Below are 16365 nucleotides of genomic sequence, written 5' to 3'. Positions count from 1 at the left end.
TTGCTTCCGGGCGAGTACCTAAGATAATGCAAACGCGTTTTTGATTAGTCATTAGTCATCTGTAATTTATCATCTATAGTTAATGGTCTATAGTCAATGGTCTATGGTCAATAGTCGGCGGTCAATCCTCACATAAACCATAAATATTAATGGATAAATCACACAAGATATAAAAAAATCGGCTTAACTTGACAAATGCATTATTTGTTTAATTAAGCTGTAATAACTATTTAAAAGTTCACATTATAAAAACCATGAAAAAACCCGGCTTAACCGGGCAGACGCACTGTTTGTCTAATTAACCTGTAATAACTATTTAATTTCACAAGTTAGAGGGCAAGCAGCGTAAACAGTAGCCTGCATTTGGTCTGCCTCTCCATGCAGCCAGCTTAACCATTTAATTTCACTAGGATGAACTCCCTTAACGGTTAGCACACCCGCAGCCAATACAACTGCCATGACATTAAACATTATTAGAGCGCCTGCTACAAGCAAAACCGCACTAACAGGCATCACAGATTGCAAGATAATCGACAACAGACATCCGACCGTAGCCATTAAGACAACTAGTGGAAAACCCACAACCAACAAACATACTGCTAATGTAAAAGTCCATATTAAAAAGCTTTTAATCATCAACAAGGAGTAGGTCTTTCCTTGATTAGAGCTTTGAGCAGAAACCATGACTTTTCCTCCCAAAATACACAACAGATTTTAATTTCAGTAATATCTCACTTTTTTGCGAGTAAACTGAATTGTCTCAGTGAAATTCAGTATATAAAAACTAATTGGGAAAATGAGCATTTATTTACTAAAGTTTACAGTTAATTTTTTGTAATTATGGATATAAAGTCAATTTTATATCTATGAGAAAAACTTGTTTACTGCATCTACCTTCAGGTATAGAACCTAAAAGGTATGAGCTTTAAACCTCGATCCCCAAGCGATCGCTCCAATTCAACTTAACATTTCTTATAAAAACTAGTAGTCTTTCTCATAATTCCTAGACGGGCTGAATAAATGAACTGCTAGTATTTGTACTGTTAATTGCTAGCAATTCGTGCCCATGCCTGGGATAAATTTCTCATCTAAGTCATGAGAATATTTACTTTAAAAATAAAAGTATTAAATTTTACTTTATAACCTACGTGTATTTTCTGAGGTCTTTTAAGTACTTGCGTGTGTTAAACCAGTTTAGATAGGTTAAATAATCTATCTAAATATTCTGAGTATTGAAATCTTAGGAAATAAAAGATACCAATTGAGGTGGATGAAATAGATTGACCGTGGTTCTAGAGTTTCAATCGCCTTCTATCACCACTAAGGCTTGCAGACAAGCATTCTCCAAAAGTCATCAAAGCAAGTGACTTTACTTCTCGTGAATTCAACTTTTTAACTGCCAAATGTGAAGATATATGACAGAATCACAGTCTCCATTAAATTCTAACTCTGCTGCCGGACGTAATTTACCACCAATGCCGCCGCCTCCACCGCCAGCCCCAACCTTTAGTACGCAGCGACAGATGACACAAACACTCGATATGTCAATGGATAGGGGCACTAATGCGCCTGTTGCAGGTCATCGTCCGGCTAGTCCACCGCCAATACCTAGTTCAGTTCGCCCTCAAAACAGCAGTCCAGAACTAACTTTAGAAAAGTTAATCAGAGAAGCTTACGATCAGGGATATTCTGACTTGCACTTGGGTGTGGGTGAACCACCCCGCTTCCGCAGCCGAGGAGAAATTCAATCAGGAGATTATCCAGAAACAGATAAAGAAACTTTTATGAGTTGGTTGCGGGAGGTGATGACTGAGGGAGAAATTCAGCGCTTTGAAGAATCCTTAGAATTTGACGGAGCAACTCAATACGAATTTGCTCGCGTGCGGATTAATGTTTTTGGCTCCCTCAAAGGGCCTGCAATGGTGTTGCGGTTGATTCCGCTAAAAATCTTAACTATGGAACAGTTGAGATTACCTCCGATTTTTCGGGATATTTGCCATCACCATAAAGGTTTAATTTTGGTAACAGGGCCCACTGGTTCTGGTAAGTCCACCACAATGGCAGCGATGATTGACTACATCAATAAGGAGATGGCCAAGCATATCATCACCATTGAAGACCCGATAGAATTTGTCCATCAAAGCCGCAAGTCCTTAGTCAAACAGCGGGAAGTGGGAATGCATACCCGGAAATTTGACAACGCTTTGAAAGCAGCTTTGCGGGAAGACCCAGATTTGATTCTGGTAGGGGAAATGCGGGACAAGGAAACTGTTAACACCGCCCTAAAAGCCGCTCAGACTGGTCACTTAGTCATGGGAACTTTGCACACCAATAGCGCGGTCAAAACCATTGAACGGATTCTCAACCTCTATTCTGGTGATGAGCAAGATGCAATGCGGGTGGCGATTTCTGAGTCTTTAGTGGCAGTAATTGCTCAAGGTTTGTGTCGCACAACTGACGGTAAGCGGGCTGCTTTCCATGATGTCCTGATCAACACTGAGGCGATTAAAGAATGGATCAAAGATGGTAAGTATGATGAAATTGGCGAACTGATGAAACAAGCCGGCTTTGACGGCATGATTACGATGAATCAGTCATTGCTGAATCTCTATCAAGACGGACGAATCACTGAAGAAACTGCTTTGGAAATGTCACCAACTCCTAACGAAATGGCGCAGTTTCTCCGAGGTCGAGTTTAGGATTGGGAATTGGGCATGGGGCATGGGGCATTGGGCATTGGGCATGGGGCATTGGGCATGGAGAAGAGACTTGTTCAATATTCTCCCTCATCTCCCTCATCCCCACTCCCCACTTTCCACTCCCAAATATCTTTGTTATCCTGGTTGCGGTTATAGCTAAGGTAAAAGGTAAAGAGAGAATTTTTTACTTTTAGCTTCCTAACCTCTGTGAATAACTTGACGACAAATAAACTATCTACACCCCAGTTGTTTAAAGGCATTGCCCTATTTACACCTGGAGGAGATTTAATTTACTGCATCGACCCTAGCAAGCAAGGTCGATGGCATTTGCATTTATGCTCGGCTTTGCAAGAAATTCTAGATTTACCAGAGCCACCACACTTTCTAGTGCCTTGTTATACTGCAACTATTGACAATTGGTTAGATCCGCGCACTCAACAAGTGCGAACTTTTGCTGAAGCTTATCCGGCTGTAATTAGACATCAAGCTTTGCTTAATGCTGTTTTTGGCACAGGGGAATTAGTATGGCAAGCAGCTCCTTGGCAAGAGGGATTGTGCGATCGCATGGTGTTAACAACCTATCGTTCGTCATTTAGACAGCTTTGGGAGGATCACGATTTAATTGTCCGTCTAGACCTTTCTGAACCTGTGCCAAAATATCACCAACCAGTAATAGTACAAAAAAAAGAAGCCATTACCCAAGGCTATGTTCTCCGCTTATTTGTTGCTGGACATAGCAGTTCTACTGAACGCATTCTGCAAAATTTACACGAATTGTTAGAGCGATCGCTCAAACACCCTTATACTTTGAAGGTGATTGATGTTTTAAGCCATCCAGAACAAGCAGAACTAAATCAGGTTTCTGCAACTCCTACCCTTGTCAAGGTTTGGCCTCATCCAATTCGGCGAATCGTTGGAGAGTTGGATCGTGTAGAAAAGATTTTACAGATGTTAGCTGTTAAGGAAAACTTTTAAGTAATTTAGACTAGTTTTTTTGCTAAGTGCGCGAATGGGTAGGTGTTGGTGAAAGGGTTAGTACAAAAATGGCTAGATTGCTTTATCTGCAAGAATTTGAGAGCTTTAGCATCTTGAAACCATCCGCGCACCTCGTATAAACTGACTTTCAGCTATTTACAGTTAGCACAATTCCCAGTCCTTATGTTATGATTTTCGCATTCGCGCTGTTGAACCTTGAAAACAAAATAACACAGGGCTTTCAAACGCCTGCGATCGCAATCAACTAAAATCCCTATTAGGGATTGAAACACTTCAGGAATACCAAGCATCCTAGCCACTACAAGATCGCAATCAACTAAAATCCCTATTAGGGATTGAAACGCTTATGGCTTAGATGATGAGATTAGTAGGCAGATCGATCGCAATCAACTAAAATCCCTATTAGGGATTGAAACATTGCCAGAAGGCTTAACAGCCTCGGTAGAACCCGAATCGCAATCAACTAAAATCCCTATTAGGGATTGAAACTAAATCGATCTCTGATTCCACCAAGGTGTAGCCAGAAATCGCAATCAACTAAAATCCCTATTAGGGATTGAAACTTGAGGTGGGAAGGATTAGGATAGCTGTTTTAAAGTAAATCGCAATCAACTAAAATCCCTATTAGGGATTGAAACCTCATAGGTGCTGGCTATGCTTTTGTAGAATCTACCATCGCAATCAACTAAAATCCCTATTAGGGATTGAAACAAGTCTGCTACCACCAAGTAAGCATCACTAGGCGAATCGCAATCAACTAAAATCCCTATTAGGGATTGAAACTACAGAACCTACAGTTAGCACCTGTTTACCATATCGCAATCAACTAAAATCCCTATTAGGGATTGAAACATGAGCCGGGTTCCCGAACCCATTAAACACTTAGATCGCAATCAACTAAAATCCCTATTAGGGATTGAAACCCAACTTCGAGTATTTAAACTGAATTCTTTATTTATCGCAATCAACTAAAATCCCTATTAGGGATTGAAACATTTAAGTGGAGCTACTCGGAGTTGAACCGAGGTGATCGCAATCAACTAAAATCCCTATTAGGGATTGAAACAACCCAGCACCACGAGCTACAGGGACGGGACTACTAGATCGCAATCAACTAAAATCCCTATTAGGGATTGAAACTGGTCAACAAACGGTATCTACTAGGGGCTGATGTAGATCGCAATCAACTAAAATCCCTATTAGGGATTGAAACAGCAAGATTATGATATTAGCCATTGCTTACATTACATCGCAATCAACTAAAATCCCTATTAGGGATTGAAACTAACTTAGGGAAATATTCATAGGCCCGGATCATTAAATCGCAATCAACTAAAATCCCTATTAGGGATTGAAACACTTAAACTTTGGGAAGCCGCAGAAGCACTAATCGCAATCAACTAAAATCCCTATTAGGGATTGAAACTAGGTATACTTTCATGATAATCTAAATGATTTACAATCGCAATCAACTAAAATCCCTATTAGGGATTGAAACAAATATGCCCTACATAACCTTAGATGGTATTGAGTATCGCAATCAACTAAAATCCCTATTAGGGATTGAAACACCTCTAGTGCTTTTAGTACAGCCCTGGCAGCCAAAGATCGCAATCAACTAAAATCCCTATTAGGGATTGAAACGATTTAGGAGGTGGAATTACATATAAAGCATACAATCGCAATCAACTAAAATCCCTATTAGGGATTGAAACCACAACATTGCTAGCGGCGGGAACATACACCTTAGTATCGCAATCAACTAAAATCCCTATTAGGGATTGAAACCGTTACACTTCCAGCCACCTTCGGGCGCGATGACATCGCAATCAACTAAAATCCCTATTAGGGATTGAAACAATTTCATAGACAATTTGCACTGCGATCGCTGCCGTAGATCGCAATCAACTAAAATCCCTATTAGGGATTGAAACTTGACTGTTTGATACTAGAACAAAAAACTATACAATCGCAATCAACTAAAATCCCTATTAGGGATTGAAACTAACTCAGACTGGTAAGTTTACGTTATTGGCTGATATCGCAATCAACTAAAATCCCTATTAGGGATTGAAACTTTGTACCACTGAGAAAACAGGGTGTACATTTCAATCGCAATCAACTAAAATCCCTATTAGGGATTGAAACTTAGAGTGCGCTATCAGAGGAGGCGGATTACTAAATCGCAATCAACTAAAATCCCTATTAGGGATTGAAACTTTAAAAAATCTCTTAGAGAAATATATTTATTGAATCGCAATCAACTAAAATCCCTATTAGGGATTGAAACGGTGAGTCAATGAGTGAGTTAGTTGACTCGGAAATCGCAATCAACTAAAATCCCTATTAGGGATTGAAACTCTATTATAGGAGCCGATACCAACAAAGGTTTAACTGATCGCAATCAACTAAAATCCCTATTAGGGATTGAAACATCTACATTCTGTACCTCTCTAAAAGAATATTTAGATCGCAATCAACTAAAATCCCTATTAGGGATTGAAACTTCACCTATCTTGCTCCCGTGGTCAGCCACCGTATCCAATCGCAATCAACTAAAATCCCTATTAGGGATTGAAACACCTACGGAGGATGGTGTTAGTAGCTGCGTAGCAGATCGCAATCAACTAAAATCCCTATTAGGGATTGAAACTACAAAGCCTGAGATTACACAACCAGTAATGATTATCGCAATCAACTAAAATCCCTATTAGGGATTGAAACACTACCAACTGATTTATTACCTAATTTTCTATAAGAATCGCAATCAACTAAAATCCCTATTAGGGATTGAAACCTTTAAGTACACGACTTCGGGCGGTACTTTTTAGACTCAAAGAAAGTCAGCTATATTTAAGTTAATAGAGGAGCATTCGACAAATAATTTGTCGCTCTACATCAAAAAATCGGGATGACTGGATTCGAACCAGCGGCCCCTTCGTCCCGAACGAAGTGCGCTACCAAGCTGCGCCACATCCCGCCATAAAAATGGCATTGTAAATTAAGAATATCATAATCTGCACTAAATAGCAGAATTACATCTATATACGATCGCTTCATCAAAGACTTTGCTTGCTAGGATTAAGTTTGTATAACTCTAGTGGTAAAAGCGGATTGTGACTGTAAAACCAGACTGGTTGCGGGTGAAAGCACCTGGGCGTGAGCGCATCGGTAACGTTAAAGAAATTTTGCGGGATTTAGCCCTCAATACAGTTTGCGAGGAAGCGTCCTGTCCGAATATTGGTGAATGCTTCAACGCTGGGACTGCTACATTTTTGATTATGGGGCCCGCTTGTACACGCGCTTGTCCCTACTGCGATATTGATTTTGAGAAAAAACCCAAACCACTAGACCCCACAGAACCTACACGACTGGCCCAAGCTGTTCGCCGCCTGAACCTTAATCATGTAGTCATCACTTCTGTAAACCGAGATGACTTGCTTGATGGTGGTGCATCTCAGTTTATAGCGTGTATTGATGCAGTTAACTCTGTTTCACCCAACACCACAATTGAGGTGCTAATTCCTGACTTATGCGGTAATTGGAATGCTCTAGAGTTAATTCTACAGGCTGCGCCAGAGGTATTAAACCACAATACCGAAACTGTTCCACGCCTATATCGCCGGGTGCGTCCCCAAGGAAACTACGATCGCACATTAGAATTATTGCAACGCACTCGCCAACTTTCTCCTAGCACATACACTAAATCCGGGATCATGGTTGGACTCGGTGAAACTGACACAGAAATTCGCCAAGTTATGCAAGACTTGCGAACTGTCGATTGCGACATTTTGACCATTGGGCAATATCTCCAACCCAGTCAAAAACACTTGCAGGTAAACGAATTTGTCAATCCAGAACAATTTGCTGATTGGAAGGTATTCGGCGAAGAAATCGGATTTTTACAAGTTGTTTCTTCGCCATTGACAAGAAGCTCTTATCATGCAGAACAAGTCAGGGAATTGATGGAACGCTACCCACGCTCAAAAGTTAGGAGTTAGGAATTAGGAGTTATGAGTGAGCAGATGTACTCCAACACAAAACTTTCCGTTGCAATTCTGGGTGCGGGTGCTTGGGGTGCATCTCTGGCAAATCTTGCTGCTGCAAATGGTCATCAGGTGCGCGTGTGGTCGCGTCAAGGTTCCCAAACTCTTCAAGCAGTTTTAAAAGATGCTCAAATAATCCTGTCCGCTATCTCAATGATTGGTGTGAGAGATGTTGCTTCTGAAGTTGAGTCTTTCCCCCTTTCTCCAGAGACAATTTTTGTGACGGCGACGAAAGGCTTAGATACCCAAACCACCTGTACACCTTCACAAATTTGGCAAACAATATTCCCTAACCATGCAGTGGTTGTTTTATCTGGGCCTAATTTATCAAAAGAAATTCAAATGGAATTACCAGCAGCCACGGTGGTAGCCAGTAACATCCCCACGGCTGCGGAAGTAGTGCAGTTAGTATTTTCTTCTCATCGTTTCCGGGTATATACGAATCCCGATCCCTTGGGCGTGGAACTGGGGGGAACACTGAAAAATGTGATTGCGATCGCAGCTGGTGTATGCGATGGTTTACAGCTGGGAACCAATGCCAAAGCTGCTTTAGTTACCCGTGGACTTACAGAAATGGTTCGCATCGGCAACAACTGGGGTGCCAAGACGGAAACATTTTATGGTTTATCGGGTCTAGGAGATTTGTTAGCAACGTGCAATAGTCCCTTAAGTCGCAATTACCAAGTCGGCTATCAGCTAGCTGGCGGTAAGTCACTTACAGAAACTCTCGCAAATTTACAAGGAACTGCTGAAGGAGTGAATACTTGCCGAGTTTTGATGCAACGAGCCAACCAACAAAACATCGCAGTCCCAATTACCGAGCAAGTTTATCGATTACTTCAAGGCGAAATCACACCCCGACAAGCACTTGATGAACTGATGTTGCGAGATATCAAGCCAGAGTACAACTACTAGTTAGTGGTCTGTCAAATCAACTTATAGCTAAATAAGTTAGTAGTAAGGACTTTAGTCCTTATATTAAGCACTGAAGTGCTTACTACATAACAAGCTTTCCTTAGCTTGATGGACTACTAGTTAGTAGTCTATAAAGTTGAAATTGGCACTTTCAGACTGACATACAAGACGGCGCAGGAACACGGAGAGGGTGTTTGATAATTTATCCGCATCTTCTATCTCCGTGTCGAGAGAATTTTTGCCGTTAATGCTAATCACTTTCCCGATATCTATTAGTTCTACTTATACCTGAATAATCCTGAGAAAAAATTGCTAAATCGTCAGGATATTACTTTTGCACCCATGTAAATGTGACTATGCCAATTATAAAGATGACATTCACTGAAGGATGTTTATACTGTGTTACAAAAGTTACTATCAAAAAACTATCAAGGTTGAAATATTAACTAAGTAGTTCAAATATTGCAAACCTAGCTGTGGATTTAAATAGCTATTGGTTTAATCAAAAGTTTAGCAGCCGATTAAGTTCAGTAATTCTGTATCCAATAAAACCCTTACAGTTAATTTCTAAAAAAAATTGTAAGGGAACGTTCAACCATGTTAGTTCATCGTTAATCGCGGGAACAATAGCAACAGTTGAATAGCTGACCGTAATCTAAGCTGACCGAAATCTATTGTTACCTGGAGCCATTGAGACGATCTTTATGCCAGCAACATCTTTTTATGCAGACGCCCCCTACAACACCAAAAAGTCTAGCCAGGCTTTGGACTCGGATCTCACGGTTGATGACAGTGAGTTATCGGTAGATGACCTACAGGAGCTAGAACTGGCAACTGTAGACAATGCTAACTTTGCTGCTAGCACCAACCGTCGGAGTACAGACCTAGTACGTCTATATCTTCAAGAAATTGGTCGGGTTCGCTTGTTGGGGCGTGATGAAGAGGTTTCAGAAGCTCAAAAAGTCCAACGCTACTTGCGGATGCGGATAGTACTTGCTAACGCCGCAAAGCAAGGGGATGAAGTGATTACACCCTATCTAAGGTTAGTTGAAGTTCAAGAACGTCTAACCTCGGAACTAGGACATCGCCCGTCTTTGGAAAGATGGGCTGCCACTGCTGACATAATTTTATCCGATCTCAGACCGATTTTGGCAAATGGGAAACGTCGCTGGGCTGAAATCGCTAAGTTGACTGTAGAAGAGTTGGAGCAAGTTCAATCCCAAGGACTCCAAGCAAAAGAACACATGATTAAAGCGAATCTTCGCTTAGTTGTGTCTGTTGCCAAGAAGTATCAAAATCGTGGTTTGGAATTGTTAGATTTAGTCCAAGAAGGTACATTAGGTTTGGAGCGGGCTGTAGAAAAATTTGATCCAACTAAGGGTTATCGCTTCAGTACCTATGCTTACTGGTGGATTCGTCAGGGTATTACACGGGCGATCGCTACTTCTAGTCGCACGATCCGCCTCCCTGTCCATATTACCGAAAAGTTAAACAAAATCAAAAAAGCCCAACGCAAAATAGCTCAAGAAAAAGGTCGCACCCCAACTCTAGAAGATTTAGCAACAGAGTTAGAGATGACACCGACCCAAGTCCGAGAAGTTTTGTTGCGGGTTCCTCGCTCCGTTTCTTTGGAAACCAAAGTAGGAAAAGATAAAGATACTGAGTTAGGCGAATTACTCGAAACTGACAGTGTAACTCCAGAAGAGATGTTAATGCGAGAATCTTTACAAAGAGATTTGCATCATCTTCTATCAGATTTGACTAGTCGGGAGCGCGATGTAATTCTGATGCGGTTTGGTTTGGCAGATGGTCATCCTTATTCTTTAGCAGAAATTGGCCGCGCTCTTGACTTATCGCGCGAACGAGTCCGCCAAATTGAATCTAAGGCTTTGCAAAAGCTACGTCAACCCAAGCGCCGCAACCTCATCCGCGACTATTTGGAGTCTCTGAGTTAGTCATTTGTCATTAGTCATTTGTCATTAGAAAATTACACTTGACAAATGACTAGGGACAAAAGGGTGATTTTATTCCCAGGTCAAAAGCCTTTTATCGGCTTACAGCAAATAATTAGCATTAAACTGTATAAAAGTTGTCCCCAATCTTTGCTCAGATATCTTGAAGGTGGGGAGCAACTAAGAATTCAAATTTAACTTATGCGAAATTCAAAGTTAAGGGATGCAATCGTTACAAGTATCCTAACTATTAGCTGTATGCAAATTAAATGCACTATAGCTGATTACTTGAATTTTGCTCAAGATTTGATGAATTGTTCTTAAATATTTAGTAAGAATTCTCAATAGGCAATGATTGTTGCAAATTGCTCCCAAGATTTGTTATATTCTCAACTAACAAGCTTTGTTGAGAACTATTAGTATGACTGTCTACACAACTACTTCACTCAAGGCAGAACTGAACGAACGAGGCTGGCGTTTAACTCCCCAGCGCGAAACAATTTTACACATTTTTCAAGAACTTCCGCAAGGCGAACATCTGAGTGCGGAGGATCTTTATCATCGGCTCGAAACTGATGGTGAAGGGATCAGTCTGTCAACTATTTATCGGACTTTGAAGTTGATGGCAAGGATGGGAATTTTACGGGAATTAGAATTGGGTGAGGGACATAAGCATTATGAGATCAACCAGCCCTATCCCCACCATCACCATCACTTAATTTGTGTTCGATGCAACTCAACTATTGAGTTTAAAAATGATTCAATTTTAAAAATTGGGTCAAAAACCGCTCAAAAAGAAGGTTTTCACCTCTTAGATTGTCAAATGACCATCCATGCAGTGTGTCCCAAGTGCCAACGGGCGCTGATGCCGCTTTAGCACTTGGGTGGATAAATAAGACGAAACTACTCAAATTAACCAAATAAATGGAATCTGAGCAGTTCGTAATTTGCTGTTACTGGAGGCAAGCAACCAGTTGGGAACTGATACTAAAGACACCAAAGCGGATGTTAAAAGCGTCCGCTCTTAAGATCCTTGAGACTAATCCCGTAGAATTCTTGGGCTTGTTTAATCGCTTTTTTGGTGTCATCTGCCATCACACCATTGAGCTTGCCTTTATAAAAACCCCGCTCCCGCAGTCGGGTTTGAATTTCTAAGGTATTAAATTCGCTTTTGCTAGTAGTATTAACTGAGCTATATAACTTAGCTCGCGTAGTTGGGCCAGCAACACCGCTTGCTGCTAAGAAATTAGCCGCCTGAAATCTCTTTACAGCATCAGCAGTGTAAGGGCCATAGTAGCCATTTGGCTCTCCCTCTAAATATCCTGCTTGGATTAATTGTTCTTGAACAATTCTAACTGGCTCACCGCGATCGCCTACACGAAGTTTGTCTCGATTGACTACCTTTTTGGGAGCCTCTTCTCCATCACCAATGCCAGTTTCTGGCAATTTAGCTAATGTTGCTGGCCCAACAACACCGTCAACGCTTAATTTGTAAGAATCTTGGAACCGCTTGACAGATTCTTCGGTAATTGGGCCAAATATACCTGTGGCGTTTCCGTAATAAAAGCCTGCGATTCTTAACCGTTCCTGTAAAGCTCTGACATCTTCACCTTCATCTCCCTTAGCAAGGTAGTTAGGATTGCGGCGTTTGCTGGTGGCTGAACTAGTAGTGCTGGACTTTTTGGCTTGTGCGCTTACAGCAGTAGTTCTTTGAGCTTGTGTAGCCCTAGTTGTAGGCTTTTTCGCTTGCCAACTTTCTAATTTTTGCAGAGTGCTTGTTCCAACAATGCCGTCTACTGGTAAACCAGCGGCCTTTTGAAAGCGCCGTACAGCTTCTTGGGTGGATGCGTCATATACTTGGGTAACAGAAGATTGGTAAAAACCTGCTGTTCTCAACTTTTGTTGTAGATTTCTGACAGAAGGGCCTCGATCGCCTTTTTCTAGTGCCATGACGCTGCTAACAGCGCCAAGAATAGATAAAGACAGAGCAAGGGGCAACATATACTTCCAAGCCCTACCTGAAAGCCTTTTCCAGTCTGGTGCAGCTGCGTCCTTAAACAAGGAACTGAGGGAGACCAATTCACTGGGTGTGCTGTCTTCGTAGGCGAAAGCTAGGTGCAAATACGCAAGATTCTCCATATTTGTTTCCTACACCATTGATTTTTCTTCGATAACTGCTTCAGCTTGATGTACTAGGTTCCTCAAAGCTTCTAATGTTCCTATATTTACATCCTCCCATAAATTGCGCTTGTGTGCTTCTAATAATTTTTCAGCAATATCACGCAGTGCGTAAGGGTTATTTTGCTGAATAAATTCTACAACAACTGGATCGAGTAAATAAGCATCTACTATGCCTTGATACATGTAATCTTCAGCACATTTTGCGGTTGCATCGTAGGCGAATAGATAATCTACCGTGGCCGCCATTTCAAAAGCACCTTTGTATCCGTGGCGCATTACTCCTGCAATCCACTTGGGATTAACTACGCGAGAACGATACACTCGTGCAATTTCTGCTTTCAGTTGACGAACGCGTGGTTGGGCGGGTATAGAATTATCTCCAAAATAGGTTTGGGGATTTTTTCCCTGTAGAGAACGCACAGCTGCTGTTAAGCCACCCTGAAATTGGTAATAATCATCAGAATCGAGTAGATCGTGTTCGCGGTTGTCTTGATTGTGCAGGACTATTTGCATTTGGGACAAGCGTTGTTTGAAGGCTTCGGTATTGGGGACTGGGGACTGGGGATTGGGGACTGGGAATTGGGCATTGGGCATGGGGCATGGGGCATTGGGCATTGGGGACTGGGGATTAGGAATAATTTCTGCTCCTCTGCTCCCCTGCTCCCCTGCTCCTCTGCTCCCCTGCTCCCCTGCTCCCCTGCTCCCCTGTTCCTCTGCCAAGTTTCCCGATGAGTAGGCGTAAGAACTCCAGTTAATGTAGGCGCGGGCTAAATCTTCGTCATCTGTCCAGTTTTGCGATTCGATTAAACCTTGGAGTCCGGCGCCGTAAGCACCTGGACGAGAACCAAAAATGCGATAGCGCGATCGCACCACTGCTTCTTCTACAGTTAATCCTTGGCTTGTCCACAATTCAGTGTCTTGGCGAACTGCATCTGCTAGGGGATTTTGTTCTGGCGGTTCATTCAAGTCTGCTACTGCTGATACTGCTTGATCGAATAAGTCAATTAAGTTGGGAAAAGCATCGCGGAAGAATCCCGAAATTCGCAAGGTGACATCTACACGGGGACGCCCCAAAATTGTTAAGGGCAAAATTTCAAAATCCACTACTCGCCGCGCTGCACCATCCCATACAGGTTGAACTCCAAGTAGAGCCAAGGCTTCGGCTATATCATCACCGCCTGTTCTCATGGTGGCTGTTCCCCACATTGATAAACCTAGTGTTTTGGGATACTCGCCATGCTCTTGAGTGTAATATTCAACGAGGGTTTCAGCTGCTTTTCTCCCGATATCCCAAGCTGTTTCGGTGGGAATGGCGCGAATATCGACAGAATAAAAGTTTTTCCCTGTTGGTAGAACTTCTGGGCGGCCGCGCGTGGGTGCGCCAGATGGAGCGCTGGGGACATATCCGCCATCGAGTCCGTGTAATAAATGGGTGATTTCTTCGTGGGTTTGTTGTAAAGCTGGGAGGAGGCGATCGCGTATCCAGTTAAGGGTAGTGTTAAGTGGGGAGTTAGGAGTTAGGAGTGAGGAGTTAGGAGTTATGAGTTGTTCTACTAAAAGGGCGGCGTGTTCTTCTAGGACTTCGACGATATCACCGAGGGTACGGCATTCTGTGCCATTGACTATTGAGTATTCACCGCTAGGCATTGACAAATCGGCTGTGAGAGGGTCGAAGTCTAGTCCCCAATCTTGAGCGATCGCACGGGTAATACCTGAAGAATGGCGATTGGGGATGCGAGCGATCGCTACTATTAAATCTCGGAGTTGCCGTCCTTGGGGACATTGCCCAAAAATATGCAAGCCATCGCGGATTTGGGCTTCTTTTAATTCACACAGATACCCACCGATGGAATTCAAAACCAGAGATTCAGAATTAAAAATTTCTGTTTCATTTTGGATTCCTAAATCTAAATGGAGATTTTCTTTGATTACCAGTTCGTGAATGCGATCGCGAATTACTGGCAAACGCGAAGGATCTAAACTGTCGGCTTCATAATACTCATCAATTAAATTTTCTAACTGTTGCAAAGAACCGTAGAGTTCCGCACGAGTCATTGGCGGCGTGAGGTGATCTATAATCACCGCTTGAGCGCGACGTTTGGCTTGGGAACCTTCACCAGGATCGTTGACAATAAACGGGTACAGGTGGGGAAGTGCGCCGAAAGCTACTTCTGGATAACAATTACTCGATAAAGCCACACTTTTACCCGGTAGCCATTCTAGATTTCCGTGTTTTCCCACATGAACTACAGCATCAGCACCAAAAGTTTCTCTAACCCAATAGTAGAAAGCTAAATAAGCATGGGTTGGTTCTAAATCCGGCGCATGATAATTCAAACTGGGGTCATTATCATAACCCCTTGCTGGCTGAATTCCCACGAAGATGTTGCCGAGTTGAATTCCGGGAACGGGGATTGGGTATTGGGTATTGGGTATTGGGTATTGGGTATTGGGAATTTTGCCACTACTAAACTCTTCCCCAGTTCCTAGTCCCCAGTCCCCAGTCCCCAGTCCCCACCGTTCGCTAATACCTTGCTGAACTGCTGGCGGTAATGAAGCGAAATATTCTTGATATTCTTCCCAAGAAACACTTTGGTGTACCGGAAGCCATTCTTTACCTTCTGGATCGTTGGTTACACCATCTGTCAGCCGTTGAATCAACTCGTCTCCTTGAGCAGGTGGATTTTCTACTTCATACCCAGCTTGACGTAAAGCTTGCAAGATTTCTACACAACTTGCTGGGGTGTCGAGTCCCACACCATTGGCGAGGCGGCCATTGCGGTTGGGGTAGTTTGCCAGAATTAGGGCAATTCGACGTTCTTGGGGTGGTTTGGAACGTAGACGCGCCCAGTTTGCTGCTAGGTTAGCAACGAACTCGATGCGATCGCTCACTGGTTCATAAATTACCACATCTGTCTCTAAATGGGGATTACGAGTTTGCAAGGCTTTAAAAGACACAGCACGAGTAATAATCCGCCCATCTACTTCTGGTAGCGCCACATTCATCCCAATATCGCGAGGAGAAAGCCCTTGAAACTGTGACTCCCACTGCTCAATCGATCCGCCACTAAGGATTACCTGCAACACAGGCACATCTAATTTTTGCCAAAGTTCGGTTTGGGGTGTTTCGCTTTCCAAGCGTGCTAGAGAAAAACTGGTGGTATTTAGCAGTACAGCGATTGATTCGGCTTCTTTGGGTTGGAAAAATTCACTCAACTCAACTTGCACATCTGGTTCGCGTAAGGAAGAAACAAATACTGGCACTGGTTGTAAATTTTTCTGTACCAAAGCTTCGCATAAAGCATCAATTACTTTAGTATTCTCCGCTAAATAATGAGCGCGGTAGAAAAGGATGCCGACTTTGGGCATTGGGGATTGGGGACAAGGGGACAAGGAGACAAGGGGACAAGGGGACAAGGTGGATTCATCCGGTTCAAAGGTGGATGAACGAGTATCTGAGGTGGATTCATCCGGTTCAAAGGTGGATGAACGAAGTTCTGAGGTGGATTCATCCAGTTCAGAGGTGGATGAACGAAGTTCTGAGGTGGATTCATCCAGTTCAGAGGTGGATGAACG

At 42.6% G+C, this 16365-nt stretch carries 9 protein-coding genes, 1 tRNA gene, 1 pseudogene and 1 CRISPR repeat array; of the genes and pseudogenes, 6 read left to right on the top strand and 5 right to left on the bottom strand.

Annotation, left to right across the window (positions count from 1 at the left end; all coding sequences use genetic code 11):
• Positions 1 to 312: 312 nt before the first annotated feature.
• A complete protein-coding gene (locus RMX89_RS29570; RefSeq protein ID WP_322674155.1) occupies positions 313 to 684 on the bottom strand; it encodes a hypothetical protein in 372 nt (123 codons plus the stop codon).
• 731 nt (positions 685 to 1415) lie between these two features.
• Here RMX89_RS29570 and RMX89_RS29565 point away from each other — a divergent pair.
• Positions 1416 to 2699, top strand: coding sequence for a type IV pilus twitching motility protein PilT (locus tag RMX89_RS29565; protein ID WP_322674154.1), 1284 nt, complete (start codon positions 1416 to 1418; stop codon positions 2697 to 2699).
• A 207-nt stretch (positions 2700 to 2906) separates the two neighbouring features.
• Positions 2907 to 3674, top strand: coding sequence for a circadian clock KaiB family protein (locus tag RMX89_RS29560; RefSeq protein ID WP_322691433.1), 768 nt, complete (start codon positions 2907 to 2909; stop codon positions 3672 to 3674).
• Between the two features lie 254 nt (positions 3675 to 3928).
• Positions 3929 to 6492: direct repeats of the CRISPR family, unit length 37 nt; unit sequence ATCGCAATCAACTAAAATCCCTATTAGGGATTGAAAC.
• Positions 6493 to 6601: 109 nt separating this feature from the next.
• Here the strand turns inward: RMX89_RS29560 and RMX89_RS29555 are convergent.
• A tRNA-Pro gene (locus RMX89_RS29555) sits at positions 6602 to 6675 on the bottom strand.
• Between the two features lie 136 nt (positions 6676 to 6811).
• Between RMX89_RS29555 and lipA the strand changes: the two genes are divergently transcribed.
• From lipA to RMX89_RS29535, 4 genes are all read left to right on the top strand, one after another.
• Positions 6812 to 7696 (top strand): lipoyl synthase, encoded by an 885-nt coding sequence (gene lipA / locus RMX89_RS29550; RefSeq protein ID WP_322691432.1) that lies wholly within the window; start codon positions 6812 to 6814, stop codon positions 7694 to 7696.
• 24 nt (positions 7697 to 7720) lie between these two features.
• Entirely contained in the window at positions 7721 to 8656 is a 936-nt protein-coding gene (locus tag RMX89_RS29545) for an NAD(P)H-dependent glycerol-3-phosphate dehydrogenase (RefSeq protein ID WP_322691435.1), read from the top strand.
• Between the two features lie 704 nt (positions 8657 to 9360).
• Complete coding sequence (gene sigC, locus RMX89_RS29540) at positions 9361 to 10611, top strand: RNA polymerase sigma factor SigC (protein WP_322674151.1); 1251 nt, start codon at positions 9361 to 9363, stop codon at positions 10609 to 10611.
• A gap of 418 nt (positions 10612 to 11029) precedes the next feature.
• Positions 11030 to 11485 (top strand): Fur family transcriptional regulator, encoded by a 456-nt coding sequence (locus RMX89_RS29535; protein ID WP_012407750.1) that lies wholly within the window; start codon positions 11030 to 11032, stop codon positions 11483 to 11485.
• A gap of 131 nt (positions 11486 to 11616) precedes the next feature.
• Here the strand turns inward: RMX89_RS29535 and RMX89_RS29530 are convergent, their stop codons facing one another.
• The 3 genes and pseudogenes from RMX89_RS29530 to RMX89_RS29520 all read right to left on the bottom strand — a co-directional run.
• On the bottom strand, positions 11617 to 12747 hold the full coding sequence (locus tag RMX89_RS29530) for a peptidoglycan-binding protein (RefSeq protein WP_322675202.1): 1131 nt from the start codon (positions 12745 to 12747) through the stop codon (positions 11617 to 11619).
• Between the two features lie 9 nt (positions 12748 to 12756).
• A pseudogene (gene cobN, locus RMX89_RS29525) lies at positions 12757 to 16158 on the bottom strand (cobaltochelatase subunit CobN); the annotation flags it as partial.
• A partial coding sequence (locus RMX89_RS29520; RefSeq protein ID WP_322691430.1) for a hypothetical protein occupies positions 16116 to 16365 on the bottom strand: 250 nt, incomplete at its 5' end. The gene RMX89_RS29520 and the pseudogene cobN, both read right to left, overlap by 43 nt.

Origin of the sequence: Nostoc sp. DedSLP04, from assembly GCF_034530775.1 — a bacterium.
Lineage (GTDB): Bacteria > Cyanobacteriota > Cyanobacteriia > Cyanobacteriales > Nostocaceae > Nostoc.
Note: the sequence above shows the minus strand (reverse complement) of the source record. Positions and strands in the feature narration are given on the sequence as shown.